A 24,620-nucleotide genomic window follows, 5' to 3' on the forward strand; every position below is an offset into this window, starting at 1 on the left:
CCACCAGCATGCTTCGCGAACTCAAGACCCTGCTCGCCGTAGCCCGCCATGGCAGTTTCGCCGCGGCCGGTCTGCACGTGGGCCTCACGCCCTCGGCGGTGAGCGCCCAGATCCGCACCCTGGAACAGAATCTGGGCGTGGACCTGTTCGACCGCAATGGCCGCAGCGCCCTGCTCAATGCCGCGGGACGCCGCGCCCTGCCGCTGGCCGAAGAGATCCTCGCCACCTATGCGCGCATGGCGGGCGCGGGGGACGAGATCCAGGGCGAGTTGCGCATCGGCGCCATCGCCAGCGTCCAGACCGGCCTGCTGCCCGGCACCCTGGTACAGCTGCGCCAGCAGGCGCCACGCCTGGAACCGCGGCTGGTGCCGGGCGTATCCCTGGCGCTGCTCAGCCAGGTGGACGCCGGCGAGCTGGACCTGGCCATCCTCATCCGCCCGCCCTTCGAGCTGCCCAAGGAGTTGCACGCCACCACCTTGTTGCAGGAACCCTTCGTGCTGATCGTCCCACCAGGGCTGACAGGTGACTATCCCCGGCTGTTGCTGGAGACCCAGCCCTTCATTCGCTACGACCGCCACTCCTTCGGCGGGCGCCGGGTCAGCGCCTTTCTACGCGAGCAGCGCCTGACGGTGCGCCAGGTGCTCGAGCTCGACGAACTCGACGCCATCGTCAAGATGGTGGAGCACGGCCTGGGGGTGGCCCTGGTGCCCTGCGCCGGCCTCTGGCTGGAGCATGCGCGGGTGCGCCGGCTATCGCTCGGCGCCCTCACCTTCCATCGCGAACTGCAGGTCATCACTCGCCACGCCGGACGGGATCTGCCGGCGGTGGCGCTGTTTCGCCAGTGCCTGACCGAGGCCGTGTCAGAACAGCTGCACCAGCAACCAGTAGAGTGAAGCGGACAGCGCCATGGCCACCGGCAGAGTGAGCACCCAGGCCAGCGCCAGGTTGCGCACCGTGGCCCACTGCAATCCGGAACCGTTGGCGGCCATGGTCCCGGCCACGCCCGAAGAGAGCACATGGGTGGTGGAGACCGGCAGGCCGAAGGCGTCCGCCGCGCCGATGGTGCCCATGGCCACCAGCTCGGCCGAGGCGCCCTGGGCATAGGTCAGGTGGGTCTTGCCGATGCGCTCGCCGACGGTGATGACGATGCGCCGCCAGCCGACCAGGGTCCCCAGGCCCAGGGCGATGGCCACCGCCACCTTGACCCACAGCGGGATGAAACGGGTGGCCTGGTCGATCTGCCGCTTGAATTCCTTGAGATCCTCCTGCGCCTTGGGCGCCAGCCCCGGCAGGTGCTCCTTTTCCAGCAGGCGGATGGATTCCGACGCCAGGTACATGGCGTTGCGCACGTTGGGCATGCTCTGCGCCGGCACGTTGTTGAGGGCGCCGTACTGGCGCACCTCGCGGGCGATGTCGTCGGTGATGGCCGCCAGCGCCGGCAGCACCTCCGGATTGCTCTGCCGCTTGCGCACGAATTCCAGCAGCACCCCATGGGGATCGGCCGGTGCGGCCTGGGGCGCCGCCTGGCGCAGGCCGCTGGCGGTGACCTCGGCGACGGCGGCGAAGGCTGGCGTGGCCGTGGCCGGCACGGCTCGGTTGAGCGCATAGGCGGTCGGCAGGGCGCCGACCAGGATCAGCATGATCAGGCCCATGCCCTTCTGGCCATCGTTGGAACCATGGGCGAAGGATACCCCGGTGCAGGTCAGTATCAGCAGGCCGCGGATCCACGGCGGCGGCGGCTCGGCGCTCTTCGGCTCCTGGTAGAGCGTCTGGTCGCGCACGATCCGCTTGAGCAGCACCAGCAGCAGCGCGGCGCAGGCGAAGCCGATCAGCGGCGAGAACAGCAGCGCATAGCCGACCTTGGCCACCTGGCCCCAGTCCACCCCACTGCTGCCATCCATCCCGCCCAGCCAGGCATGCATCAGACCGACCCCGATGATGGAGCCGATCAGGGTATGGGAGGACGACGCCGGCAAGCCCAGCCACCAGGTACCGAGATTCCAGATGATGGCGGCGATCAGCAGGGCGAAGATCATGGCGAAGCCCTTGCCCGCGCCCATTTCCACCACCAGGTCCACCGGCAGCAGGGCGATGACGCTGAAGGCCACCGCACCGCTGGAGAACAGCACCCCGAGGAAGTTGCAGAAGCCGGACCAGAGCACCGCCGCATTGGGCGGCAGCGAATGGGTGTAGATCACCGTGGCCACGGCATTGGCGGTGTCGTGGAAACCATTGACGAATTCGAAACCGAGGGCGATCACCAGCGCCAGCGTCAGCCCGGCGAAGGGCAGCCAGGTGGTGGGCGACGACTGGGCATCGCTGACATCGTTATGGATACCGCCGAGGGTCACGGCCAGACCGGTCAGCAGCAGCACGATGAACAGCACGATCCGCAGCGGACCGGGCTTGCGCGAACTGTGCAGGGGATGGGACAGCGGCGACAGGGAGGCGGCTGGACTGGACGAAGGCATGGGGCGAACTCCGACACGGGATCTGGCTACCCTGCGCCGGCCACATGACGCTTTTACGTCAGCCAAGTAGCCAGACGACGGATGACCGTCACCTGCTTTTTTCCACCTCGACCTCGGCCTGCTAGGCTGGGCCTTTGCCCAAGGATCGCGTCTATGCCTCCCCGCCTGCTGCTCTGCCCTCTCCTGCTGTTGTCCCTGGCCACCGGTGCCCTGGCCGCCACGGAGCGGGCGCCACGCAGCTGCGCCCAGGACATCGGGCAAAAGCCGGCCCAGGCCCTGGCCACCAGCTGCCGGGCGCTCTCCCCCGCCACGCGACCGCCCTGCAACGCCGCCAACAGCTGTGCCCTGATAGAGGACGAGATCGCCCGCAGCTGCGCCCTGTTCGGCGATGGCGAGGCGGCCAAGGAACCCGGCTGCGGTCCACTGCCCAGCAGCGCCGAGGCCGCGGCGGCCGTGGTCCAGCGTTACTACCGGGCGCTGGATGCGCGGGACTACGGCACCGCCTGGCAGCTATGGGGAGATGACGGCCAACCCGGCAACAGTTACGAGAAATTCCGCCAGGGCTATGCCCGGACCCGCAGCGTGCAGGTGACCCTAGGTCAGCCCGGTCCGGTCGAGGGCGCGGCCGGCTCGAGCTATGTCAGTATCCCGGTGACGGTAAAGGCACGTCTCACCGACGGCACCCGCCAGACCTTCAGCGGCAGCTATCAGCTGCGCCGGCTCAACGACGTCGACGGCGCCTCGGCCGAGCAGCGCCGTTGGCATCTGGCCAGTGCGAAGCTACGGCAACAGCACTAACCGGGGCCGATCTGCCGCAGCTGTGACAGCCGACTACGCGTCCGCGACATGTCGGCGATCTCGCTGTCGGCCAGGGTCGCGTCGAGCGGCGCGGCGCTGACCAGGAACAGCGCCAGGCGACGGTCATAGAGCACATCCACCAGGTTGATGAAGCGCTGTCGCGCGGCGGGGCTGGCGTCGCGCAGCGGCGGCACCGCATCGAGTAGCCAGCGCTGCCAGCTTTCGCTCAGGGTCAGGTAGTCGAGGACTGCCGTGGGGCCTTCGCAGAGGTCGGCGAAGCTGAAGTGCAGCAGCCCCCCCGCGGCGCTGATGGCGGGCAGGCTGCGATGGCCTACCGGCACCTCGATCCTGGTCTGCGCCAATGGCGGCAGCGTCAGCCGACTACGCTGCTCCGGGCTACCCGGCCAGAGATAGGCGCCAACGCCGAAGGGATCGGGCTCGGCAGGGCTGGCGCCGCGATAGTCCTGGGGACCGGCCACCGAGAGGATGTCCATGCGCGTCTCGATCAACCGGATCGCCGGCAGGAAGCGCTCGTGGTAGAGCGGATTGGGCAGCAACCCCTCCGGCGGATAGTTGGAGGTGGTAATCAGCACCACACCGCGGCTGAACAAGGCCTTGAACAGCCGGGTGATGAGCATGGCATCGCCGATGTCATGCACATGGAATTCATCGAAACAGAGCAGCCGGCAGCCAGCGAGCAAGTCGTCCAGGCTGGCGGCCAGGGCATCGCCCCCCGGCGGTTGGCGAAACATCCGCTCGTGCAGCTCGCGAAAGAAGGCATGGAAGTGCACCCGTCGCTTCTCGGCGAATGGCAGGGCGGCGAAGAAGCCGTCCAGTAGGAAGCTCTTGCCACGCCCCACCGGCCCCCAGAGATAGAGGCTGCGCGGCGTCTGGCGGCGAAACAGGCGCGGGCGCAGGAGTTCGTCGGCCAAGACAGCGAAGCGCTCGATGGCGGCCTGTTGAGCGCTATCGAGAGTGTACCCACGGGCTTGGGCCAGATCGGCGAAATGCTCCAGCACCTGCTGGGCGGGCGAAGCGGAAGTCATGGCGGCTGGCCAGGAAAGATAGGCCGCTAATGAAGCCGGAGCCGACGCCGCCGGTCAAGACCGATGACGTCGGCTCACCGCAGGTTCAGGCTGCGGCGATGAACAGGCACAGGCAGCAGAAGAAACCACCGGCCCAGGCCAGGGAACGGCGGGTGGCGTGGTCGCGGATATACAGCCAGGTGTAGGCGATGCGGCTGAGCAGGAAGAGGAAGGCCCAGAAGTTGATGGTGCCCTGGTCGGCGCCACCGGTGACGTGGGCGACGATCACTGCCGCGGCGAACAGCGGATTGATCTCGAAGGCGTTCTGCTGAGCGGCATTGGCCCGGGCCCGGGCGCCTTCCAGCTTGCCGAGGAAGCTGCGCGGATCCCGATTGTCCTCGGGCGTGAAGCCGCTGCCCTTGAACTTGGCGTAATAGGCCGCGCCATAGGGCACGAGGTAGACGAGGAAGATGCACCAGTAGGCGAAGGTCATGTCGGCGTCCCTGGAAGTGTGAGGGTTCGCCTATCTGACCTGCCTGGCCGGGAAAAATCCACTCCGCTTCAGGTGGGTGCGGATCTATGGGTCCAACGGGCCATCAGCGCGGTCGCCACCGCACAGAGCGCCAGCACCGCGCACATGGGCACCACGGTGCCGTTGTGCAGCGCGCCCACGCTGCTGGAGGCCAGCGCCGCCAGGACGAACTGCAGACTGCCCATCAGCGCCGAGGCACTGCCGGCATTGGCGCCCTGCCCTGCCAGGGCGCAGGCCGAGGCGTTGGGCACGATGCCACCGAGCAGGGCGATGGCGCAGAACAACGGGATCATCAGCACCGGCAGCGCCTTGGGCTGGAAGGCACCCACCAGCAGCAGGACCAGCCCCGCCGCGGCATAGGCCACCACCGCGCGACGCAACCAGAAGGCCGGTCCCTGGCGGACCACCAGGCGAGCATTGAGCTGCCCCAGCAGGATGAAGCCGGCGGCGTTGAGGCCGAAGACCCAGCCATAGTGCTCAGGCGCGACGCCATAGAGTTCGATCAGCACGAAGGGCGAGCCGGAGATGTAGGCGAACATGCCGGCCATGGCGATACCGCCGGTGAGGGTGTGGCCGATGAAGGTGCGATCACGCAGCAGCCGCAGGTAGTTGCGCAAGGCCCCCCGCAGCGGCGGCCGCGGATGGTGCGCCGGCAAGGACTCGGGCAACCAGAGCGCCACGGCGGTGCCGCAGGCGGCGGCGAACAGCGCCAGGCTGACGAAGATCGCCTGCCAGCCAAAGGTGCTGAGCAGGAGGCTGCCGGCGAAGGGCGCGATGATGGGGGCGATCCCGGTCACCAGCATGATCTGCGAGAAGGCCCGCGCCGCGGCCATGGGCTCGCAGAGATCCCGCACCACGGCTCGCGCGATCACCATGCCGGCGCAACCGCCCAGGGCCTGGACGAAGCGCGCGGCGATCAGCCAGGGCAGACTCGGCGCCAGGGCGCAGCCCAGCGACGCCAGGCAGAACAGGCCGATGCCGATCAGCAGCGGCAGGCGGCGACCGAAGCGGTCCGCCAGGGGGCCATAGAACAGCTGACCGCTGGCCAGACCGGCGAAATACACCGCCAGACTCAGCTGCACGTGTTCGATGTCGGTGGCGAACGACCTGGCCAGCGACGGGAAGCTGGGCAGGTACATGTCGATGGCGAAGGGAGCGAAGGCCGAGAGGGCCCCGAGAATCAACAATAAGCGAAAAGTCATGAAGCCTGATCCGATGGAAGCGGAAGTGTCGCGCAGTTACATACAATCATGTTTGTAAAAGCGCCGAGGCGCGCTAGACTGCGTGGCAGACCCACTGCCAGTCAGATCGCCCATGCGTCGTACGAAAGAAGAAGCCGAACAGACCCGCCAAGCCATTCTCGATGCGGCGGAAGCCCTGTTCCTGACCAATGGCGTGGCGCGTACCAGCTTGGAAATGATCGCCCGCGAATGCGGCGTCACCCGGGGTGCAGTGTACTGGCATTTCCAGAACAAGGCCCACCTGTTCCACGAAATGCTTAGCCAGATAAGGATCCCCGCCGACGAACTGAGCGAGCGCCTGCGCGTCGACGGCGAGGAAGATAGCCTGCAACGGCTGTTCAAACTATGCATCGAAGGCATGGCGAAGTTCACCCAGCCTGGCCGCGAGCAGCGGGTGATGACGATCATGCTGCACCGCTGCGAATTCACCGAAGAGCTGCGCGAGGCCGAAGAACGCGATCTGCAGTTCCTGCGGCAGTTCATTCGCATTACCGACGCCCTCTTCACCGCCCAGGCGCACCGCCTGCAGCCGGGCGTGACGCCGCAACTGGCCAGTCGGATGCTGCACAGCCTGTTTCTCGGCACCCTCTCCGATCTGCTGCGCGACGAACAGACCTTCGCCCCGCTGCTGGCCGCCGATCAGGTGTTCACCACCTTCTTCCGCGCCATCGTGCGCGACTGGACTCAGTCGACGACGGTATAGCCCGCCTGCTCGATGGCCGCGCGGAAGGGCGCAGCCACTGCGGCGCTGTCGATGCGCACCTCGCCCGCCTGCAGATCCACCTCGACCCGCGCCCGGGCATCGACCTTGAGGACCGCCGCCTCGACCGCGCTCACGCAGTGGGCGCAACTCATTCCGACTACCTTGATGACATGCATGGTCTGCTCCTGTCTGTCTTGACCTCTTTCTCCTGACGCCAGCGCCAGGACCGGGTTCCAGTGTTGACCTTGACCCGAGGTCAAGGTCAACACTGAGCTCAGGAGGTGCCCATGCACGAATTCGAACTCTCCATCAGTGGCATGACCTGCGCGGCCTGCGCCGGGCGGGTCGAGCGTGCCCTGCAGAAGGTCCCAGCCGTCAGTGCGGCCGGCGTCAACCTGGCCAGCGAAAAGGCTCGCGTCAGCGCGCCAATCGACGCGGCACCGGCGCTGGCCGAGGCGGTCAGCGCGGCTGGCTACCAGGTGGCCGAGGCCGAGCATGACCTGGCGCTGTCCGGCATGAGCTGCGCCAACTGCGCCGGGCGGATCGAAAAGGTCTTGCGTACGGTGCCCGGGGTGCTGACCGCCGAGGTCAATCTGGCCAGCGAAAGAGCCCGGGTGAAGACCCTGGCCGCGGTCGAGACGCAGGCCCTGATCGTCGCGGTAGAAGCGGCGGGTTACGGCGCCGAGGATCGCCTGGCCGAAGACGACCGCCCTGCCCCGGTACGTCAGGGCCTGCGCTGGGAACGCCTGGAGCTGGCCTTGGCGCTGCTCTTGGCCGCGCCGCTGATCTTGCCCATGCTGCTGACGCCCTTCGGCTGGCACCTGATGCCGCCCGCCTGGCTGCAATTTCTGCTGGCGACACCGGTGCAATTCCTCATCGGCGCGCGCTTCTATCGTGGCGCCTGGCATGCCCTGCGCGCCCGCAGTGGCAACATGGACGTGCTGGTCGCCCTGGGCACCAGTGCCGCCTACTGCTTAAGTCTCTATCTCTGGCTGGTCAAGGGCAGCCCCCATCTCTACTTCGAGACGGCGGCCATGGTCATCGCCCTGGTGCGCTTGGGCAAATATCTGGAGACCCGTGCCAAGCGCCGTACTGGCGCGGCCTTGCGCGCTCTGGAAGCTCTGCGCCCCGAAAGCACCCGCCGCCTGGATGCCGACGGCAACGAAGAGGAGGTCGCCCTCAACCGGCTGCGCCTGGGCGATCGCCTGCAGCTTCGTCCGGGTGAACGCATCCCCGCCGATGGCCGCATCCTGCAAGGCGAAAGCCAGGTGGATGAAGCCCTGCTCACCGGCGAGAGCCGCCCGGTCGCCAAGGGCCCCGGCGACGAGGTGGTGGGTGGCGCCATCAATGGCGAGGGCAATCTGCAGGTCGAGGTCACCGCCCTGGGTGGCGAGACGGTGCTGGCCGGCATCATCCGCCTGGTGGAAGACGCCCAGGCCACCAAGGCGCCCATCCAGCAACTGGTGGATCGCATCAGCCGGGTGTTCGTCCCCGTGGTGGTGACCCTGGCGCTGGTCACCCTGCTCGGCTGGCTGCTGGCCGGTCACGCTCTGGAGCCCAGCCTGCTCGCCGCCGTCGCCGTGTTGGTCATCGCCTGCCCCTGCGCCCTGGGTCTAGCGACGCCAGCCGCGCTGATGGCCGGCACCGGAGTGGCGGCGCGTCACGGCATCCTGATCAAGGACGCCGAAACCCTGGAGCGCGCTCAGGGCATCACCACCGTGGTCTTCGACAAGACCGGCACCCTGACCGCCGGCCAGTTGCGCCTACGCCACCTGGCCACGGCGCCTGGCATCGAGGAAGCCGAGTTGCTGAGTCTGGCCGGCAGCCTGCAACGCGGCAGCGAACACCCCCTGGCCGCAGCGGTGCTTTTAGCCTGTCGTGACCGTGACCTGGACACCCCGCCCGCCCAGGACGTCCGCGCCCTCCCCGGCCGCGGCCTCCAGGGCAGTTGGCAAGGACGGCCGCTGTTGCTGGGCAATGCCCGCCTGCTGGCCGAACGGCAGCTGGACGCCGGCCCCCTGGCCGACGCCGCTCGCGCCTGGGAAGACCAGGGACTGACCCTGTCCTGGCTGCTGGAAACCGGCGCCCAACCGCGGGTGCTGGGCCTGCTGGCCTTTGGCGATGAGATCCGTCCGGGTGCCGCCGCGGCCATCGCCCAGCTGCGCCATGACGGTATCGACAGCTGGCTGCTGACCGGTGACAACCGCGGCAGCGCCCGCCAGGTGGCCGCGGCGCTGGGCATCGCGCAGTGGGAGGCTGAGGTACTGCCCGCCGACAAGGCCACGGTGGTCGCCCGTCTGCAAGCGACCCAGGGCGGCGTCGCCATGGTCGGCGACGGCCTCAATGACGCCCCCGCTCTGGCCGCCGCTGAACTGGGCATCGCCATGGGCTCGGGCACCGCCGCCGCGCGCCATGCCGCCGGCATCACCCTCCTGCAGGAGGATCCACGCCAGGTGGTGGCGGCCTTGGACATCGCCCGGCGTACCCAGCGCAAGATCCGCCAGAATCTGTTCTGGGCCTTCGTCTACAATGTCATCGGCCTGCCGCTCGCGGCCTTTGGCCTGCTCGACCCGGTCTATGCCGGCGCCGCCATGGCCTTTTCCAGCGTCAGTGTCCTGGCCAATGCCCTACTGCTCGGCCGCTGGCGCCCGTCTGGAGATCTCTTGTCATGAACATCGGCCAGGCCGCCAAGGCCAGCGGGCTCACCGCCAAGATGCTGCGCTACTACGAGCGCATCGGTCTCCTGGCGCCTGCCGGGCGTACCGACAGCGGCTATCGCCAGTACGGCGCCGAAGATCTGCGGGTGCTGGCTTTCGTCCGCCGCTCGCGGGAACTGGGCTTCAGCCTGGAGGAGATCCGCCAGTTGCTCAGTCTCTGGCAGGATCGCCAGCGTGCCAGTGCCGACGTCAAGGCGCTGGCCAAGCGGCACATCGCCGAGCTGGACCTCAAGATAGCCGAACTGACCCGCCTGCGCAGCACCCTGGGCGAACTGGTCTCCTGCTGCCATGGCGACGCCAGCCCTGACTGCCCGATCCTCGATACCCTCGGCGGCTGAGGACCTGTTCACGATCTCGCGAGCTAGAACCAAACAAGGCCTAGGCGGCCCCACGAAAATGCCTGAGGAAGCGGATCGGACCCGCGCTCGGGTTTACAAGTGGTAAATGAGCATTCTGACGGGGCTGGCCTTCTAGGGCGTTTTCAACGCCGTTTGGCCGACGCGCAGCAGATCGTGACCAGGTTCTGACGCAACCGCGGCCGCCTGGCGGAGTCCATCGCTTATCCCCTGCTGCCGAGGTACCCCCATGCAGACCCTGCACCGTTACCAGATCCGCTATCGCCTCAATGGCGAGCCCCTCACCCACGAGCTGGAGAGTTTCGAGCCGGTCACCGAGGAGGAAGCCGTGCTGCAGTTGCTGATCAAGCATGTCGAAGAACCCCAGGTGGTGGTCGATGCGCCTTGGGAACGCCATGCCCAGCCGAGCATCGCCCGTCGTGCCCAGGAGGCCGGACTGAGCGATATCGAGGTCAGCCAGCGGGACTGACGGCCGGCCCAGGCAGGTGGCTTTGCGCTATAATTCCGCGCTTTTGCCCCCTTCGTTGGAGTGATTCATGACCCTGCCTCGCCTGCGCCTCAAAGCCAATGCCGACCGCCGTCTGCGCGCCGGGCACCTCTGGGTGTACAGCAACGAGGTGGACGTGGTCGCCACCCCGCTCACTGCCTTCGAACCGGGCGACCAGGCCATCCTGGAAACCACCAGCGGCAAGCCGCTGGGCCTGGTGGCGCTGTCGCCCAACAACCTGATCTGCGCCCGCCTGTTCTCCCGCGATACCGGCTACCCGCTGGACAAGTCGCTGCTGGTGCATCGCTTCAAGGTCGCCCTGAGCCTGCGCGAGCGGTTGTTCGGCAGCCACTGCTATCGCCTGGTCTATGGCGATGCGGATTTCCTGCCCGGCCTGGTGGTGGATCGCTTCAACGATATCCTGGTGGTGCAGATCGCCTCGGCGACCATGGAGCGCCAGCGCGAGGCCATCCTCGCCGCCCTGCTGCAGGTGTTCAAGCCCCAGGGCGTGCTGTGGAAGAACGATGGCAGCGCCCGCACGGCCGAGGGTCTTTCCAGCTACGTGGAAGTGGCCTACGGCGAGGTACCGGACTGGGTAGCGCTGGAAGAGAACGGCGTGCGCTTCGAAGCGCCGGTCCGCGAAGGCCAGAAGACCGGCTGGTTCTATGACCACCGCCTGAACCGTGCGCGCCTGGCGCCCTATGTCGAAGGCAAGCGGGTGCTCGACCTGTTCAGCTACATCGGCGGCTGGGGCGTGCAGGCCGCGGCCTTCGGTGCCAGCGAAGTCATGTGCGTGGACGCCTCGGGCTTTGCCCTCGACGGCGTGGAACGCAACGCCACCCTCAACGGCCTGGCGGAAAAGCTGGTGTGCGTCGAGGGCGATGTCTTCGAAGCGCTCAAGGAACTCAAGGCCGGTGAAGAGAAATTCGACGTCATCGTCGCCGACCCGCCAGCCTTCATCAAGAAGCGCAAGGACCTGAAGAACGGCGAGGCCGCCTACCGTCGCCTCAACGAACAGGCCATGCGCCTGTTGAACAAGGACGGCATCCTGGTCAGCGCCTCCTGCTCCATGCACCTGCCCGAAGACGACCTGCAGAACATCCTGCTCGGCAGCGCCCGCCATCTGGATCGCAACCTGCAGATCCTCGAACGCGGTGCCCAGGGCCCGGATCACCCGGTGCACCCGGCCATCCCGGAAACCCGCTATATCAAGAGCCTCACCTGCCGTCTGCTACCCAGCTAAACGCCAGGCAAAGAAGCAGCCGATCACGGCCGTTCCTACAGTCAGAGCATCGTAGGAGCAACGTCTTATCGCGGCCATGGGCCGCTCCTACGGTGGCGCCCGTGTGACGCTCGTGTTTGTAGGAGCGGCCCATGGCCGCGATAGCAGGTCTAAAGCCAGATCCAAGTGTCACCCGTTACTGCCCTATCCATCACCAAGCGCTTTTCTATCGCGCCGAGCGCCGGGTTCTCATGCCCGCCAGCTAAGAAAAAACGCCTCGTCTCCTTGAAGAGAACGTGGCGTTGTTTGGCTTCCAGCGTGGTATGGCTCTTTTGTGCGCGTCGGAATATCAGCTCAAGGCACGAATCAACTCGTCCTTCTTCATTCGCGACCGACCGCGAATGTTCTGCTCGGCCGCCTTCTTCACCAGTTCATCGCGAGTCAGGTCACTGAGCGAGGTACTGCCAGTGCGCGAACGCCGCGCCGAGGCGCGACCGCTGTTGGGCGACTGGCCTTGCTTGGTCGCCACCGCCCGCCGGGCGGAATCCTTGCGGTCCGCGCTTTTGGCAGTGCCGCTCTTAGCCTTGCCGGAACCCGCCTTCTCGCCACCGCCGGACTGCTTGTTCACCGTCGCCCAGGCCCGCGCTTCGGCTTCATCCTTGGAAACGCCCTTTTTCTCGTAGCTCTCCTCGATGTGCTCGGCCTTACGTTCCTGTTTGTCGCTGTACTTGGATTTGTCGCCGCGGGGCATGGCAGTCTCCTGGGAAGGACCTGTTTGAAAAGTCGCCGAGCGAAGGTCAGGCAAGGCAAAAATCAGCGAGGAAGCGGAGTTTACGAGTGGTAAATGAGCATTCCGAGCTGATTTTTAACACCGCATGACCAAGCGCAGGTACTTTTCAGACAGGGCCTAGTCTTCCGCCTTGATGGTGGCTACATCGGCTGCCTTCACCCGCACGTGACGACCCGCCACATCGGTGAATTCATAGAAACCGTCGGCCGTCTTGGTGTTGGGACGATCTTCGGTGATGTACTGGGTACCGTCCTGCAGGGTCACTACCGTCTCGGTGGAACAGGCCGCCAGCCCCGTCAGGGTCAGGGCCAGCAACCCACCGCTCAGCAGACGCTTCATGGGGCTTCCGGTGCGACGCGATGGATGGACACATCGTGCAGCGCCACCAGCGCCTGACCGGACTCGATGTCGGCCAGGTGGAAGCGCTCGTCGTTGATCGCATCCAGGTGCCGGCAGGCCAGGTCACGGACCACGTCGGTGATGGGCACGTCCAGATTGCTGATACGGTCGGTATAGCTTTCGCCCAGTAGTTTGTAGTGGATTTCGTAGTGGCTATCGGTGTCGTCACGCATGAGGGATCTCCGCGAAAAGGCTGCCCGACTCGGGGTATTTCTATAGAGCCTGGGCAACCAGAGCGGTTCTTTTCCACCCGTCAGACGCCGCCGAACGGTCGTCTGTCAAGTCGCACGAACCAGCTCTAGCGCAGGAGTTCAACGCCCTGTGCGCATCTGTTGCAACAACGCACTGCACTGGGCGCCCTGCTCGTTGCTGGGCGCCACCAGCGCCAGCAGACCGGCCGCCGGCGCCGCGAAGGTGGCGAGCAGCGCCGCTGCCGCACCACGGGCCGCCAGGGGCAGTGCCTTCACCCCCGGCGCGGGATTCTTCAGGGTGCCGCGCACATAGAGCGGTGAGCGCAGCGAGAAGATGCGCAAGCCCTTGCTGTGGGGATCGACGGTCAGATCCAGTCGTTCGCTCGCCAGGTTGATGGTGCCGGTGATGTTGATCAGGGCGTTCTCGGTATCGAGCACGAAGACCTGGGGCTGCACCAGGCCCTTCTTGAAGTCGAGATCGGCGACCGCGCAATTGATCTCCACCTCGTCATCGCCGAACAACCGGTCGACCAGGTAGTTGCCGACATTGAGTCCGGCCAGTTCCATCAGGCTGCGGCTGATGCGGCCATCGTTCATCAATAGCTTGAGTTCGCCGTTGCTGGTGCCGAGCAGCGCCGCCACCGAATTGCCAGTGCCGCTCAGGGTGGCATCGCCATTGAGCTCGCCCATGCTGCGCTTCATGGTCTCCACGGTAGGGAATAGCTGGTTCAGCTTGACCCGGCGCACGTGCAGATCGACCCGCCCTTGCAGCGGCGTCTTGTCGCCTTCCAGGCGCACTGTGGTGTTCAGATCGCCACCGGCCACGCCGAAGCGCAGGGGGTCGAGCAGGAGTACCCCATCGGTCAGGCGGACATGGGTATTCAGATCGGTGATCGGCAGCTGCGCGTTCTGCACGATGCGCTTGCCGGTGAAGCGCACGTCGGCATCCATGGCGCGCCAGCGCTCGGTGCGGAATTCGGAGACCGGCAGTGCCTTGTCCGCCGGCTGCTGGTTGGTCTCGCCCTTGGCCGCCTGTTGCTCCTTGGTATCGGCGCCGATCAGCGGCGCCAGGTCCTCGAACAGCAACTGATCGGAGCGCAGGGTGCCACTGAGCTTGGGACGCGGCTTGCCGCCGGTGAACAGCACCTCGCCGTGCAGATCGCTCTTGCCGACCCGGCCGTTGAAGTCTTCATAGCTGAAGCGCGCGCCCGCCGGATCGTTGAGCTTGACCGTGAGATGACCATCGGTGGCGTAGGGCGCCGTCTCCGGCAGGGTGACCCCGGTCAGCGGATAGAGCTGCGCCAGACTCTTGCCTTCCAGTACCAGGTGCAGATCCAGGGCGCCCAGGCGTCGCGGATCGGTCAGGGTGCCAAAGACCTGGATGCGGGTCTCGCCAGCCCGCGCATCGAGCTGGATGGGGAAAGGTACATCGGCGTCCTGTAGGGCCAGCAGTCCGCCGATCTGGCCCCGGCCACTGACCGGGACCTGCTTGTAGCTGCCGTCCACCGCCAGGGCGAACTGGAAGGGCTGGGTCTGCTTGACGTGGGAGCGCTGGCGCGAAGTGCCCTGCTTGCCGACCAGATCGGCGTAGGCGATGGGGGCATCCAGGGAGGTGATCCGCGCCCTTAGCCGGGTGGCGGTCTGGGCATCGTCGAAGCCGACCTGGCCGGCGTCGAAGCCGATGGTGCCGATATCCACGGTCCAGGCCGAGGGTTCGGCCTTGGGATCCTTCTCGGCGGTCTCGAAGGTCCAGCTGTTGCGGCCATCGGCCAGCCGCTGGGCATTGACCACCGGCCCGCTGAGGTCGATGCGCGGGATATAGATCTGCTTGGCCAGCAGTGCCAGCGGGGAGATCCGCAGTTGCACCCGGTCGAGGTGGACGAAGGTCTTTTCCTTGGCCCAGTCCGGGTTGCCCAGGGTCAGGTCCTCGGCGGCGATGTGCGGCCAGGGAATCCAGGCGCGCCAGCCGCCCTGATCCGGCTCGCGATGCCAGACCACGCCCAGGTTGCCCTCGATGGCGAAGGGCCGATGCAAGGCGCTCGACACCTGCTCGTTGATGGTCGGCTTGAGCCGATTCCAGTCGAAGGTGGCAAGGATCACCACCACCAGCACGAACAGCAGCAGGATGATTCCCAGCAGCCAGGCGAGGATCTTGCGTGGGCGCGTCATGGCCGCCTCCTTGGATTTCCGTTCCCTCTTGGGTCTGCTCAGCGCAGCGGGGTTCCCTGAATAGACGTCATGCCTTGCGCTGGCGTAGCGCCAGCAGCGCCACCGCCACCCCGATCAGGGTCAACAACAGCAGACTGCCACGCAGTCCCACCTGCCCCGCCACGGCACCGATCAGCGGCGGACCGAGCAGGAACCCGAGATAACCGGCGGTGGCGGTCATGGCGATGCCCGCAGCCGGCGTCTCGGCCACCTGGCCGGCGGCGCTGAAGGCCGCGGGCACCACATTGGACAGGCCCAGGCCGACCAGCGCGAAGCCGAGGATCGCCGTCCAGGGCGCCGGCAGGATTACCGCCAGGGCCAGCCCCAGGGTCGCCAGCAGGGCCCCGCCAACGATCACCTGGGGGCCGCCGAAGCGAGCGCGGATGCCGTCGCCGAACAGCCGCCCCACCAGCATGGTCAGCGAAAAGGCCGCATAGCCCAGGGTCGCCACCACCGGACTCGCGCCGCCCACCTGGCCCAGGTAGACGGCGCTCCAGTCGGTCATGGCCCCTTCCAGCATCAGACAGCCCATGGCGATCAACCCCAGCGCCAGTACGCGTCGATTCGGCAGCCGCAGGGCATGGCTCACCGGGCTGCGATCGCCTTCGTCCAGGGCCAGGGCGGCGGGCAAGGCCAGCACCAGCGCCACCAGGGCAGCGGCTAGCAACACCACCAGCGCCGAGGCGCCCAGGTGCAGCACCAGTGCCCCCAGGCCGGCACCGAGAAATCCGCCCAGGCTGAAGGCGGCATGGAAGGACGACATCAGCGGGCCGTTCCAGCGGCTTTCGACATCGCTGGCATGGGCATTCATGGCCACGTCGATCAGGCCATTGCTGGCACCGAGCAGCAGCGCGCAAGGCAGCAGCCAGCCCAGCGACGGCGCCACCCCAGGCCAGATCAGCACCAGCACGAAGGCCAGGATGCTCAGCCGGGTGAGGCGTCCGGTACCGCCCAGGCGCGGCACCAGCACCCCGGCGAAGGGCATGGTCAGCAGGGCGCCCAGGGCGACCGCCAGCAGCACCAGACTCAGCTGGCCGTCGCCCAGCGCCAGATCGCGCTTGAGTTCGGGAATGGCGGCCGCCCAGCCACCGATCCCGCAACCATTGGCGAGAAAGACGGTAAAGGTGGCGCGGCGTTGGCGACGCAGTACGGCAGAGGTCATGGGAATCCTTGGGCGAGAGATCAGCGGTCGCTAGCGAGCGAATGCAGGTGCAGGCCGGCATCGCGATAGGGCTGCAGGCGCTCCTCGCTCAACCCCGGCTCCAACACCAGATGGTTCAGCTGATCGAGCCGGAGCACGTGATAGAAGGCCACGCTGTCGAGCTTTTCGGCGGTCACCGCGACGGCGACCTGGGCGCTCTGTTCGGCCACGGCCGCCTTGAACTCGGCCTCCTCCAGGTCGAAGCCGGTCACCCCGGTTTCCACCGCCAGGGCGCAGGTCCCGAGAAAGGCCAGGTCGGCGCGCACGCCACGCAGGTCACGCAGGGCCCGGGCGCCCAGGCAGGCGCCGGACTGCGGCGCAGCCAGGCCGCCGATCATCAGCACCCGGATGCCCGGGCGCTGCAGCAGCGCCGTGGCGATCACCGGCGCATTGGTGGCCACGGTCAGGTCAAGATCCGTGGGCAGCGCCTGGGCGATGGCCAGGTTGGTCGAGCCGGCATCCAGCAGCAGCAATTGCCCCCGCTGTACCAGCCTGGCCGCGGCGTGGCCCAGCGCCTGCTTGGCCGTCTCGTCCTGGCTGATCCGCGCCGGCAGTGCCTGCGGCGGTGTCAGCAGCGAGAGCGCCCCACCGTACACCCGGCGGCACAGGCCCTGGCGGGCCAGTTCACGCAGGTCGCGACGTACGCTGTCTTCGGAAATGCCCCAGGTGGCGGCCAGTTCGGCCGACAGGACCCGGCCCTGCTCACGCAACAGGGCCAGGATCGCGGCCTGGCGTTCTTCGGGGAGGTGGATGGATGCAGTCATGCTGATACTCCAGGAGGATCAGCAGATCATGCACAATCATTTATAAACGTGCAACATCATGCAGAGGCTGAGGCCTTGTCCCGCGTATCCAGCCAGCGACCGCCAAAGACATTGATCAACAGGCCGAACATGACAGCCAGGCCACCTACCGCTTGTTGGATGGTCATCTGCTCCCCCAGCAGCACCGCGGCGGAAGTCAGCCCCACCACCGGCACCAACAGCGAAAAGGGCGCCACCTGGCCCGCCGGATAGCGCGACAGCAGCCGGCTCCAGATGCCGTAGCCGACCAGGGTAGCGATAAAGGCCAGGTAGACGATGGCAAAGACCGAGCCGCCCGACAGCGACGTCAGCGCCGTGGCGATCTGTTCCGGGCCTTCCAGCAGCAACGACAGGATGAAGAAGGGGATGGGCGGAATCAGGCTGCCCCAGACCACCAGGCCGAGCATGTCCACCTTGCCGATCTTCTTGGTGACGATATTGCCCAGGCCCCACATGGCCGCCGCCGCCAGGGTCAGCAGAAAACCGGCCAGGGTCATGGTGACGCCATGCTCGGTACCGATCAGCAACAGCCCCAAGGCCGCCACCAGCAGCCCGACCAGACTCGCCCGCCGTACCTTCTCACCCAGGAAGGTCGCGGCGAAGGCCAGGGTAAAGAAGGCCTGGGCCTGCAATACCAGCGAGGCCAACCCCGCTGGCATCCCCACGTACATGGCCGAGAACAGGAAGGCGAACTGACCGAGCGAGATGGTCAGGCCGTACGCCAGTAGCAGCTGCCAGGACACCTGGGGCCGCCGTACGAAGAGAATGGCGGGAAAGGCCGCCAGACAGAATCTCAGGGTGCCCAGCAGCATGGGTGGCACGCCATGCAGGCCGAGCTTGATGACGACGAAATTCACCCCCCAGGCCAGGATGACGACCAATGCCAGCAACAGATCCCGGGGTGCCATTCACAACTCCTTGAAGGATTTCAGATAGATAGGCGGCTACCCTACTCCTTTGCGTCCGCGCTGCGGCGTCACAGTTGCCCACAAATTCGGCCAGTCACTCCCTAGCAACGAAAAACCGCAGCCTGGGCTGCGGTTCGTCGGGATCAGGCACTGCGCTTGTCGCGCAAGGGATCATGGCCCCAGTTCATCAGCGACTTGCGCCAGCGCGAGTCTTCGATATCGCCCTCCGGTCGCTGCTTGAGATGGCGATGCACATAGCCGATGACCTTGCGCATGGCCTGGTAGTCATCGTCTTCCAGCTCGGCCTGGCGCTTGCCCTTGAGCTCCAGGATGCGCTCACCCATGGCATGGCCGACCGCCTTGCCATCGTTGGCGGCCGTGACCTTCTTGCCGCCCTTGGTCATGCCCACACCCTTGCTGGTATCACCGCTGAGCCATTTGCGCAGCTGGCTGGGGGTCATGTTGACCACCTGCTTGAATTCGCTGCGAACCTCTTTCCTGTCGTCTTTCTTGTCGTCGTTGGAAGCCTTCTTGGTGCTCATTTTTCACCTGCCTTTTGCAACGCCTTCACCAGTTCGTCTTTCTTCATGCGCGACCGGCCCCGCACCTCGCGACGCGCGGCACGCTTCATCAATTCGTCCTTGGTCAGACCGGCCAGGCCCGACTCACGCGCGGTCGCCGTCTTGCGCGCCACATCCGCCGGCTGTTTGGAATGCTGCTTGCCGCGGCGGGTGTCGCGACGCTTCTTGGCGGTGGTGCGCTGGTACTCTTCCTTGCTCAGGGAATCCCGGGCCTTTTCCGGCAGATAGCGTTCGCCGGTCTCTTCGGATTTCTTGCCGGAGCGGGTGTCCCACTTCTCGTCGGTCCACTGTTGCAGATGATTGTCCTTGCCCTTGCCGCCCTGGTATTCACCACCGCGCTTCTGGTACTCCTGGGACGCCAGTTGCGCCTTGCGCGCCGACCATTGGCCGGGCTTGCCGCCCTTGTCGCCCTCGGTAATCTCTTTCTTCACCTTTTCCCAGAGTTCGGGATCGCTCTTCTTGGCCGTAGCACTCATGGCTCACCTCAGGTGTGGGGTCACTGCAGTCGCTGTCTCTAGGATGACTGTCCAACCGAAACGGGGGTTCGCGCCAGGCGACGAACGCCCCTACCCTGCGTCTTCCGGTATCCAGAGAAACCCATGCCCCTTGCCACCCTGCTCCGCCGTCGCCTGATCCCGCTGCTCTTCGTCACCCTGCTGGTGGGTGTCGGGGTCCCCTATGGCTGCTCGGAACTGGCCTACCGCGAACGTCAATGGGTGTTCAGCATCGAGCCCGGCAATGCCAGCTGGTTCACCGGGGTGCCGGAAGGCGTCCGCCAGTTCAATCTGCCGGTCCCGGACGGTCTGACCGGCACCGACTACCTGCATGCCTGGTGGTGGCCCGCCCGGCGCCCGGACGCCCCCACCCTGCTCTATCTGCACGGCACCCGCTGGAATCTCACCGCCCAGGTCCGGCGCATCGCCACCCTGCGACAACTGGGTTACTCGGTGCTGGCCATCGACTATCGCGGCTTTGGCGAAAGTCCTGGCGACGTTCCCTCCGAACGCAGCGTCTACCAGGACGCCCGGGTCGCCTGGAAGCACCTGCAGAGCCTGCAGCCCGATCCGCGCAAGAGATACCTCTATGGCCATTCCCTGGGTGGCGCCGTGGCGGTGGATCTGGCCTGGCGCATCGCCCGCGACGGGGATCCCACGGGCGACTATCCCGCCGCGGCCGGTCTGATCATCGAATCCACCTTCACCACCCTGGCCGATGCCGCCTCGGCGGTGGTCGACACCCGCTTTCCCCTGCGCTGGCTGATGACGGAGAAATTCGATTCCCTGGACAAGATCCCGGAGATCCATATCCCGGTGCTCATCGTTCACGGCAGCGACGACCGCTATGTGCCGCCCCGCTTCAGCGAGGCCCTCTATGCCGCCGCGCAACCCCCCAAGCGGCTGCTGTTGATCCCGGGCGGCACCCATTCCAACAGCATGGTGATAGGCACACGTGCCTATGCCGCCGCTCTGCGCGAGCTGTTCGGTGGCACGCACCTGAGCGAAGCGGAAAAGCAGGAATCATCGACGGGAGGCTAGAGGTTTTTTGAAAGGCATCGACGGCGCTGATAGTCACTATCTCGCCAGTCTATTTTTTTCGAGCGGTCCTGCTCGGGATACTGAACTCACTCCAGCACAGTTTCCCCAGAGGACACCATCATGAACCTGCGTATCGCCTTCGGTTTCGCCCTGACCGCCCTGGCCCTGAACACCTTCGCCCAGGACTTCTCCTTCACCCCCACCAGCCCTGCCACCCAGATCGCCGAGGAATCCAGCCAGCGTCCGCTAGGCCATCTGATCAAGCAACAGCAGCAACGTCTGCAGGAACGCACCCTGGCCGAAGAATCCAGCCTGCGTCCGCTGGGTGAAGTCATCAAGCAGCAGCAACGCCAACTGCAGGACCGCCGGATCGCCGAAGAGTCCAGTCTGCGTCCCCTGGGCCAGGTGATCGAAGACCAACAACAGCGTCTCGGTGGCGACGAAGTGGCCGAAGAAAGCGGTCAGCGTCCCGTGAGTCGACTGATCGAGCATCAGCAGCATCGTCTGCAGGAGGGCGCCCTGGCCGAAAACGGCTCGGCCCAGACCCTGGACCGCCTGATCAAGCCCGGCCAGACCCGTCAGGCCTAAGCGCTACCCGCTCCTTCCTGCCTGGCCTCGCGCCGGGCTCGCCTATCAGGTCTTCTCGCTACCCGGTCCGATGCTGGCGGGGGCCTCCACCACCATTTCCTGCGGCACCTCGTCGATACGCGGATCCAGCGCCGCTGCCATCGGACTGACGGAATCCGGCATGGCCACATGATGCAGCGGTGCCGCGTCCAGCCGGTGCTCGCCACTGACGAACCGGGGCTGCACGAAGACGATCAGGATCAGCGCATAGGCCGAGGTCAGCACATAGAAGGTGCCCGGGCCGAAATGCTCCATGGCCGCGCCGGCCAGCAGCGGCCCGATGCAGGCACCGACGCCATAGGTGGTCAGCAGCATCGCCGACAGTTCCACCCGCCGCTCGGGCTCGACGTGGTCGTTGGCAAAGGCGGTCGCCAGCGGATAGAGGGTGAACAGCAGCATGCCCGAGACGAAGCCCGCAGCCAGCAACCAGGGATAGGGCAAGGTGATCAGTCCCCACAGCGGTACCGCCGCCAGGCACAGCAGCACCGCATTGGCGCGGATCAGCTTGCAGCGGTCGAGTCGATCCGACAGCCAGCCCAGCGGCCACTGGGCGCAGAAGCCCGCCACGATGCACAGCCCGACATAGAAGCTCGATTGCGCCGTATCCAGGCCACTGCGACTGGCGAACACCGGTGCCAGGCCATAGAAGCCCCCCACCAGCAGGCCTGCGGTAAAGATGGTCACCAATGACTGGGGCACCCGCTGCCAGAAGAAGCGGATCTCCAGCGGCGCCGCCACCAGCTTGGCCGGGTGCACCCGCCGCGTCATCGCCAGAGGAATCAGGCAAGAGGCGAAGCAGATGGCCACCAGCAACAGCGGCTTGTAGTCGAGTTGTGGATGCCAGGCCAGCAGCGCCTGGCCGATCACCAGCCCCAGGTCCACCGCCACCATGTAGCCGGCGAACACCTTGCCGCGCTGGTGATTCTCCGCCTGCTCGTTGAGCCAGCTCTCGATCACCATGTACTGATTCATCATCACCACGCCCATGATGAATCTCAGCGCGATCCAGACGTTCAGGTCGTCGATCAGGGCGTGAATGAGCACGGTAACGGTGGCCGCACCGGCGCAGGCCACATAGGAACGGATATGGCCGACGCTAGCGATCAGCCGATGGCCGAACTTGCCGCCGCACACCAGCCCGAAATAGTAGGCCGCCATCAGGGCGCCGGTCCAGAAATCCCCTGCCCCCTGCTCAGTCAGTCGCAGACCGATATAGGTGGTGAACAGACCGGAGCCGGCCAACATCAGGAGGGTGGCGAAATAGAGCGCAGGAAAGGTAACGAGAGGGCTGAACATCAGGGATCACATGAAAAGAAGCAGAAAGCCAGAACGGATCAGCCGGAACTGATCGTCAGACTACGGAAGGAAAAAAATATCAGGAGATAGTGCCGGGGATCACTCCGGCTCCTGGCGCCTGTTGGTCTCGGTACGCTGGCGCTGTCGCCATTGATCCAGATAGACCACCTGGCCGTGCTCGGGCTTGGCCTGATAGGCAGGGGCCGAAGCCACCACCGAATCCGCCGCCGGGCGTTCGACCTCGGGCACCACGAAAGGCGCGAACTCGACCTTGGCCAGCGTCTTGCCGAACAGGGCCAGAGAGGCGTCGAGTCGCTCCTCTCCCGTCACGGTGAATTCGAAGGAGAACAACCGCGCCAGGCGCTTGCGGCCCTTGGCATCGGCCAGCCAGCGAAAACGGGAAAAGGCCACGGCGCCATCGAGCAGCGTGACCTTGCGGCGACGACACTCCTGCTCGGCTAGCACCAGTGCCTGCTCGCGAATGCCGTGGGCGTGCCAGAACCACAGACCAATGCCGACTGCGCCCAGCAACAGGCAGAGATTACCTAGCGTCAGCATCTTCGCTCCTCATCGAAGGGTACCGCCGTCACTGACGCCGTGCAGCGTCACCAGATGCCGTCTCGTTCAACAGACGAATGTTTTCACGCTCGCCTTTGTACAGCGTCAGAGGGGCGATTTCCTTACCTAGCAAAGGCACCTGCTGTTGATGCCATATGTAGTAGAAAACGTTCAGTACCACCAATAGCAGAAACAACCAACGCATCATTCGTTCTCGAGCGGACACGCCAAAGCCAATCCAGCAAACACCATATCGGGCACGATCCGCGCGCCCGGAACGACATGTTTGACCAGTTCCGCGTCACCCCCGGTCAGAAACACCTCGCAGCCTTCGGCGAACATCTCCTGAGCCAGTTCGTACTGGGTGCGGACAAAGCCCTTGAGCATGTACAGACACCCACGCTCCACGGCCTCGATGGTCGTACGTCCCGGCGCCTCGTAGCGTTCACCACTGGCCCAATGTGGATCGTAGCGGATCCGACGGGTATGGGTCTGCAGTTCCCGACGCATCAACGGAATCCCCGGACAGATGAACCCGCCCTGATGCTCACCCTGGGCGTCGACCAGATCGGCCGTCACCGCAGTGCCCAGATCCAGGACCACGCAGGCCTTGCCCTCGGCCAGTTGCACCGCGGCCAGGATCACCAACCAGCGATCCATGCCCAGACGCTGGTGATCCCGATAGCCATTGCGCACACCATTCCACACCTCTACCGGCACGGCCTGGTGACAGGGGATGGCGAAGGTCGCCGTCAACCGCTCCTTGAGCTGCTGGGTCTCTTCGTCGCTGCGCACGCTGACCAGCCGACAGGCCGCCAGGGTGGGAGTATCCGGCTGGGACAGGGCCGCGATCAGGGCGTCGTCGCTGTCGACGATGCCGGTGTCGACCACTTCGGCTCCCGCGGCGAGCAGTCGCCACTTGATCAGGCTGTTACCGCAATCGAGTTCAAGAATCATGATCTAGGCTCAGGCTCAATTCGCCACCGCTGAATGCCTGTGTCTGCCCGTCTACGCGCATGAGGATAGCCCCATCTTCGGCAACTCCTGCCACTGTGCCCTGAATACAGCGAACCCCCGAAGACAGGGTTACCGCTCGACCTTGCCAGCCATGATAACGCTCCCACTCGCCGCGCAGGGCGGCAAATCCGGATTGGCGGTGAATCTGCCACAGGCTGTCGATCTCCCGCAGCAGCAGACTGGCGACCTGGTTGCGATCCTGCAGACCGCCCAGGACCTCGGCCATGGAAATCCATGGCTGATCGATGTCGTTGGCCATGCGCATGTTGACGTTGATACCGATGCCGATGATGGCCTGGCAGACGTCCTGCGGATCACCCGACAATTCGATGAGGATACCGGCCAGCTTGCGACCACGAACCAGGACGTCGTTGGGCCACTTCAGCCAGGCATCCTCCACTCCCAGCTGTTGCAGGGTACGGATCACCGCCAGGCCCATGGTCAGGCTCAAGGCCTGCAGCTTCTGGATCCCGCCCTGGCTGGAGACCACGGCGGTGAGATAGAGATTCTTGCCATAGGGACTGACCCAGGCGCGGCCACGCCGGCCACGTCCGGCCTGCTGATGCTCGGCCAGCAAGGCGAACGGCGTTTGCTGCTGTTGTTGCAGACGGCGTTGTGCCTCGGCATTGGTGGAGTCGATGGAAGCCAGGACCGCTACCGGCCAACCACCCTCCCCCGCGATCCGTTCGGCATCGAGCAGCGACAGGGGCTCTTCCAGGCGGTAACCCCGCCCCGGAACCTTGAACACCTCGACGCCCAGGTCATCTTCCAGCGTCTTCAGCCGCTTCCAGATGGCACTCCTGGAGACGCCCAGGGCCTCACCAAGCTCGACGCCGGAATGAAATTTTCCATCACTCAGCAATTTCAGCAACGGCATCCTCGAACTCCGTTCGACTTTCTTCCGCCCCAAAGACAACACCCCCGCCAGAGTGAACTGAGCGGGGGTGCTGGGTG

Annotated in this window: 28 protein-coding genes; 9 read left to right on the forward strand and 19 right to left on the reverse strand. The window is 65.8% G+C overall.

What is annotated here, in order from left to right:
- The first annotated feature begins 8 nt into the window (after positions 1-8).
- Complete coding sequence (locus NRG74_RS12570; RefSeq protein ID WP_257704185.1) at positions 9-893, forward strand: LysR family transcriptional regulator; 885 nt, start codon at positions 9-11, stop codon at positions 891-893.
- Here the strand turns inward: NRG74_RS12570 and NRG74_RS12575 are convergent.
- Positions 861-2,471 carry an inorganic phosphate transporter gene (locus tag NRG74_RS12575; protein WP_257704187.1) on the reverse strand — a complete coding sequence of 537 codons (1,611 nt, stop codon included), beginning with the start codon at positions 2,469-2,471 and terminating at the stop codon, positions 861-863. The two genes, NRG74_RS12570 and NRG74_RS12575, sit on opposite strands and share 33 nt — an antisense overlap.
- 153 nt (positions 2,472-2,624) lie before the next feature.
- Here NRG74_RS12575 and NRG74_RS12580 point away from each other — a divergent pair, with 153 nt between their 5' ends.
- On the forward strand, positions 2,625-3,269 hold the full coding sequence (locus NRG74_RS12580; protein WP_257704189.1) for a hypothetical protein: 645 nt from the start codon (positions 2,625-2,627) through the stop codon (positions 3,267-3,269).
- Here the strand turns inward: NRG74_RS12580 and zapE are convergent.
- The 3 genes from zapE to NRG74_RS12595 form a co-directional block, all read right to left on the reverse strand.
- The gene (gene zapE, locus NRG74_RS12585; protein WP_257704191.1) at positions 3,266-4,315 is read right to left on the reverse strand and encodes a cell division protein ZapE; all 1,050 of its coding nucleotides are present in this window, start codon (positions 4,313-4,315) and stop codon (positions 3,266-3,268) included. The two genes, NRG74_RS12580 and zapE, sit on opposite strands and share 4 nt — an antisense overlap.
- An 85-nt stretch (positions 4,316-4,400) precedes the next feature.
- Positions 4,401-4,787, reverse strand: a complete 387-nt coding sequence (locus tag NRG74_RS12590; protein ID WP_017638759.1) for an MAPEG family protein — start codon at positions 4,785-4,787, stop codon at positions 4,401-4,403.
- A 68-nt stretch (positions 4,788-4,855) separates the two neighbouring features.
- The gene (locus NRG74_RS12595) at positions 4,856-6,028 is read right to left on the reverse strand and encodes a multidrug effflux MFS transporter (RefSeq protein WP_257704195.1); all 1,173 of its coding nucleotides are present in this window, start codon (positions 6,026-6,028) and stop codon (positions 4,856-4,858) included.
- Between the two features lie 112 nt (positions 6,029-6,140).
- Between NRG74_RS12595 and NRG74_RS12600 the strand changes: the two genes are divergently transcribed.
- Positions 6,141-6,770, forward strand: coding sequence for a TetR family transcriptional regulator (locus tag NRG74_RS12600; RefSeq protein WP_160923564.1), 630 nt, complete (start codon positions 6,141-6,143; stop codon positions 6,768-6,770).
- Here NRG74_RS12600 and NRG74_RS12605 read toward each other — a convergent pair.
- The gene (locus NRG74_RS12605; RefSeq protein WP_093250889.1) at positions 6,752-6,946 is read right to left on the reverse strand and encodes a cation transporter; all 195 of its coding nucleotides are present in this window, start codon (positions 6,944-6,946) and stop codon (positions 6,752-6,754) included. The genes NRG74_RS12600 and NRG74_RS12605 overlap by 19 nt on opposite strands.
- Before the next feature lie 111 nt (positions 6,947-7,057).
- On the opposite strand from NRG74_RS12605, the gene NRG74_RS12610 reads away from it, so the two are divergent.
- From NRG74_RS12610 to NRG74_RS12625, 4 genes are all read left to right on the forward strand, one after another.
- Positions 7,058-9,442, forward strand: a complete 2,385-nt coding sequence (locus NRG74_RS12610; protein ID WP_257704200.1) for a heavy metal translocating P-type ATPase — start codon at positions 7,058-7,060, stop codon at positions 9,440-9,442.
- The gene (gene cueR, locus NRG74_RS12615) at positions 9,439-9,825 is read left to right on the forward strand and encodes a Cu(I)-responsive transcriptional regulator (RefSeq protein WP_017638754.1); all 387 of its coding nucleotides are present in this window, start codon (positions 9,439-9,441) and stop codon (positions 9,823-9,825) included. Before NRG74_RS12610 ends, cueR begins: the two co-directional genes overlap by 4 nt.
- 247 nt (positions 9,826-10,072) lie before the next feature.
- On the forward strand, positions 10,073-10,312 hold the full coding sequence (locus NRG74_RS12620; RefSeq protein WP_017638753.1) for a hypothetical protein: 240 nt from the start codon (positions 10,073-10,075) through the stop codon (positions 10,310-10,312).
- A 67-nt stretch (positions 10,313-10,379) separates the two neighbouring features.
- Positions 10,380-11,573 carry a class I SAM-dependent rRNA methyltransferase gene (locus NRG74_RS12625; RefSeq protein WP_064308918.1) on the forward strand — a complete coding sequence of 398 codons (1,194 nt, stop codon included), beginning with the start codon at positions 10,380-10,382 and terminating at the stop codon, positions 11,571-11,573.
- A gap of 328 nt (positions 11,574-11,901) precedes the next feature.
- Here NRG74_RS12625 and NRG74_RS12630 read toward each other — a convergent pair whose 3' ends face one another.
- From NRG74_RS12630 to NRG74_RS12670, 9 genes are all read right to left on the reverse strand, one after another.
- Positions 11,902-12,303 carry a Rho termination factor N-terminal domain-containing protein gene (locus NRG74_RS12630; RefSeq protein ID WP_257704206.1) on the reverse strand — a complete coding sequence of 134 codons (402 nt, stop codon included), beginning with the start codon at positions 12,301-12,303 and terminating at the stop codon, positions 11,902-11,904.
- Between the two features lie 156 nt (positions 12,304-12,459).
- Complete coding sequence (locus NRG74_RS12635; RefSeq protein ID WP_257704208.1) at positions 12,460-12,681, reverse strand: YgdI/YgdR family lipoprotein; 222 nt, start codon at positions 12,679-12,681, stop codon at positions 12,460-12,462.
- Entirely contained in the window at positions 12,678-12,914 is a 237-nt protein-coding gene (locus NRG74_RS12640) for a hypothetical protein (RefSeq protein ID WP_017638749.1), read from the reverse strand. The genes NRG74_RS12635 and NRG74_RS12640 overlap by 4 nt, the downstream gene beginning before the upstream one ends.
- A 138-nt stretch (positions 12,915-13,052) precedes the next feature.
- On the reverse strand, positions 13,053-15,101 hold the full coding sequence (locus NRG74_RS12645) for an AsmA family protein (RefSeq protein WP_257704210.1): 2,049 nt from the start codon (positions 15,099-15,101) through the stop codon (positions 13,053-13,055).
- 67 nt (positions 15,102-15,168) lie between these two features.
- Positions 15,169-16,302: an MFS transporter gene (locus NRG74_RS12650; RefSeq protein ID WP_064308915.1), complete on the reverse strand. Its 1,134-nt coding sequence runs from the start codon at positions 16,300-16,302 to the stop codon at positions 15,169-15,171.
- A 20-nt stretch (positions 16,303-16,322) separates the two neighbouring features.
- On the reverse strand, positions 16,323-17,105 hold the full coding sequence (locus NRG74_RS12655) for a DeoR/GlpR family DNA-binding transcription regulator (protein WP_064308914.1): 783 nt from the start codon (positions 17,103-17,105) through the stop codon (positions 16,323-16,325).
- A gap of 56 nt (positions 17,106-17,161) precedes the next feature.
- Positions 17,162-18,052: an EamA family transporter gene (locus NRG74_RS12660; protein ID WP_257704214.1), complete on the reverse strand. Its 891-nt coding sequence runs from the start codon at positions 18,050-18,052 to the stop codon at positions 17,162-17,164.
- A gap of 143 nt (positions 18,053-18,195) precedes the next feature.
- Positions 18,196-18,594 (reverse strand): DUF3140 domain-containing protein, encoded by a 399-nt coding sequence (locus tag NRG74_RS12665; RefSeq protein WP_017638744.1) that lies wholly within the window; start codon positions 18,592-18,594, stop codon positions 18,196-18,198.
- The gene (locus tag NRG74_RS12670; protein ID WP_064308912.1) at positions 18,591-19,109 is read right to left on the reverse strand and encodes a hypothetical protein; all 519 of its coding nucleotides are present in this window, start codon (positions 19,107-19,109) and stop codon (positions 18,591-18,593) included. Before NRG74_RS12670 ends, NRG74_RS12665 begins: the two co-directional genes overlap by 4 nt.
- Positions 19,110-19,232: 123 nt before the next feature.
- On the opposite strand from NRG74_RS12670, the gene NRG74_RS12675 reads away from it, so the two are divergent.
- Complete coding sequence (locus tag NRG74_RS12675) at positions 19,233-20,168, forward strand: alpha/beta hydrolase (protein WP_064308911.1); 936 nt, start codon at positions 19,233-19,235, stop codon at positions 20,166-20,168.
- 120 nt (positions 20,169-20,288) lie between these two features.
- Positions 20,289-20,756 (forward strand): hypothetical protein, encoded by a 468-nt coding sequence (locus tag NRG74_RS12680; RefSeq protein ID WP_257704217.1) that lies wholly within the window; start codon positions 20,289-20,291, stop codon positions 20,754-20,756.
- A 45-nt stretch (positions 20,757-20,801) separates the two neighbouring features.
- Here NRG74_RS12680 and NRG74_RS12685 read toward each other — a convergent pair whose 3' ends face one another.
- The 5 genes from NRG74_RS12685 to birA all read right to left on the reverse strand — a co-directional run bounded on the left by NRG74_RS12685 (position 20,802) and on the right by birA (position 24,543).
- Entirely contained in the window at positions 20,802-22,091 is a 1,290-nt protein-coding gene (locus tag NRG74_RS12685; RefSeq protein ID WP_064308909.1) for an MFS transporter, read from the reverse strand.
- 99 nt (positions 22,092-22,190) lie between these two features.
- Positions 22,191-22,649 carry a DUF3301 domain-containing protein gene (locus NRG74_RS12690; RefSeq protein ID WP_017638740.1) on the reverse strand — a complete coding sequence of 153 codons (459 nt, stop codon included), beginning with the start codon at positions 22,647-22,649 and terminating at the stop codon, positions 22,191-22,193.
- 28 nt (positions 22,650-22,677) lie between these two features.
- Positions 22,678-22,857 (reverse strand): hypothetical protein, encoded by a 180-nt coding sequence (locus NRG74_RS12695; protein ID WP_017638739.1) that lies wholly within the window; start codon positions 22,855-22,857, stop codon positions 22,678-22,680.
- Positions 22,854-23,606, reverse strand: a complete 753-nt coding sequence (locus NRG74_RS12700; protein ID WP_160923554.1) for a type III pantothenate kinase — start codon at positions 23,604-23,606, stop codon at positions 22,854-22,856. Before NRG74_RS12700 ends, NRG74_RS12695 begins: the two co-directional genes overlap by 4 nt.
- On the reverse strand, positions 23,596-24,543 hold the full coding sequence (gene birA / locus NRG74_RS12705) for a bifunctional biotin--[acetyl-CoA-carboxylase] ligase/biotin operon repressor BirA (RefSeq protein WP_068383691.1): 948 nt from the start codon (positions 24,541-24,543) through the stop codon (positions 23,596-23,598). The genes NRG74_RS12700 and birA overlap by 11 nt, the downstream gene beginning before the upstream one ends.
- Between the last annotated feature and the right edge of the window lie 77 nt (positions 24,544-24,620).

Origin of the sequence: Pseudomonas oryzihabitans, assembly GCF_024652905.1 — a bacterium.
In the GTDB taxonomy this organism is placed as follows: Bacteria; Pseudomonadota; Gammaproteobacteria; order Pseudomonadales; family Pseudomonadaceae; genus Chryseomonas; species Chryseomonas benzopyrenica.

Bases quoted from the DNA above. Each gene is read 5' to 3' on its own strand.
- NRG74_RS12625 (WP_064308918.1), top strand. From the start codon at position 10,380: ATGACCCTGCCTCGCCTGCGCCTCAAAGCCAATGCCGACCGCCGTCTG.
- NRG74_RS12690 (WP_017638740.1), bottom strand. From the start codon at position 22,649: ATGCTGACGCTAGGTAATCTCTGCCTGTTGCTGGGCGCAGTCGGCATT.
- NRG74_RS12660 (WP_257704214.1), bottom strand. From the start codon at position 18,052: ATGGCACCCCGGGATCTGTTGCTGGCATTGGTCGTCATCCTGGCCTGG.
- NRG74_RS12595 (WP_257704195.1), bottom strand. From the start codon at position 6,028: ATGACTTTTCGCTTATTGTTGATTCTCGGGGCCCTCTCGGCCTTCGCT.
- NRG74_RS12650 (WP_064308915.1), bottom strand. From the start codon at position 16,302: ATGACCTCTGCCGTACTGCGTCGCCAACGCCGCGCCACCTTTACCGTC.
- NRG74_RS12635 (WP_257704208.1), bottom strand. From the start codon at position 12,681: ATGAAGCGTCTGCTGAGCGGTGGGTTGCTGGCCCTGACCCTGACGGGG.
- NRG74_RS12575 (WP_257704187.1), bottom strand. From the start codon at position 2,471: ATGCCTTCGTCCAGTCCAGCCGCCTCCCTGTCGCCGCTGTCCCATCCC.
- NRG74_RS12695 (WP_017638739.1), bottom strand. From the start codon at position 22,857: ATGATGCGTTGGTTGTTTCTGCTATTGGTGGTACTGAACGTTTTCTAC.
- NRG74_RS12675 (WP_064308911.1), top strand. From the start codon at position 19,233: ATGCCCCTTGCCACCCTGCTCCGCCGTCGCCTGATCCCGCTGCTCTTC.
- NRG74_RS12605 (WP_093250889.1), bottom strand. From the start codon at position 6,946: ATGCATGTCATCAAGGTAGTCGGAATGAGTTGCGCCCACTGCGTGAGC.
- NRG74_RS12570 (WP_257704185.1), top strand. From the start codon at position 9: ATGCTTCGCGAACTCAAGACCCTGCTCGCCGTAGCCCGCCATGGCAGT.
- birA (WP_068383691.1), bottom strand. From the start codon at position 24,543: ATGCCGTTGCTGAAATTGCTGAGTGATGGAAAATTTCATTCCGGCGTC.
- NRG74_RS12620 (WP_017638753.1), top strand. From the start codon at position 10,073: ATGCAGACCCTGCACCGTTACCAGATCCGCTATCGCCTCAATGGCGAG.
- NRG74_RS12655 (WP_064308914.1), bottom strand. From the start codon at position 17,105: ATGACTGCATCCATCCACCTCCCCGAAGAACGCCAGGCCGCGATCCTG.
- NRG74_RS12600 (WP_160923564.1), top strand. From the start codon at position 6,141: ATGCGTCGTACGAAAGAAGAAGCCGAACAGACCCGCCAAGCCATTCTC.
- NRG74_RS12640 (WP_017638749.1), bottom strand. From the start codon at position 12,914: ATGCGTGACGACACCGATAGCCACTACGAAATCCACTACAAACTACTG.
- NRG74_RS12590 (WP_017638759.1), bottom strand. From the start codon at position 4,787: ATGACCTTCGCCTACTGGTGCATCTTCCTCGTCTACCTCGTGCCCTAT.
- NRG74_RS12630 (WP_257704206.1), bottom strand. From the start codon at position 12,303: ATGCCCCGCGGCGACAAATCCAAGTACAGCGACAAACAGGAACGTAAG.
- NRG74_RS12680 (WP_257704217.1), top strand. From the start codon at position 20,289: ATGAACCTGCGTATCGCCTTCGGTTTCGCCCTGACCGCCCTGGCCCTG.
- NRG74_RS12645 (WP_257704210.1), bottom strand. From the start codon at position 15,101: ATGACGCGCCCACGCAAGATCCTCGCCTGGCTGCTGGGAATCATCCTG.
- NRG74_RS12610 (WP_257704200.1), top strand. From the start codon at position 7,058: ATGCACGAATTCGAACTCTCCATCAGTGGCATGACCTGCGCGGCCTGC.
- NRG74_RS12670 (WP_064308912.1), bottom strand. From the start codon at position 19,109: ATGAGTGCTACGGCCAAGAAGAGCGATCCCGAACTCTGGGAAAAGGTG.
- zapE (WP_257704191.1), bottom strand. From the start codon at position 4,315: ATGACTTCCGCTTCGCCCGCCCAGCAGGTGCTGGAGCATTTCGCCGAT.
- NRG74_RS12665 (WP_017638744.1), bottom strand. From the start codon at position 18,594: ATGAGCACCAAGAAGGCTTCCAACGACGACAAGAAAGACGACAGGAAA.
- cueR (WP_017638754.1), top strand. From the start codon at position 9,439: ATGAACATCGGCCAGGCCGCCAAGGCCAGCGGGCTCACCGCCAAGATG.
- NRG74_RS12580 (WP_257704189.1), top strand. From the start codon at position 2,625: ATGCCTCCCCGCCTGCTGCTCTGCCCTCTCCTGCTGTTGTCCCTGGCC.
- NRG74_RS12685 (WP_064308909.1), bottom strand. From the start codon at position 22,091: ATGTTCAGCCCTCTCGTTACCTTTCCTGCGCTCTATTTCGCCACCCTC.
- NRG74_RS12700 (WP_160923554.1), bottom strand. From the start codon at position 23,606: ATGATTCTTGAACTCGATTGCGGTAACAGCCTGATCAAGTGGCGACTG.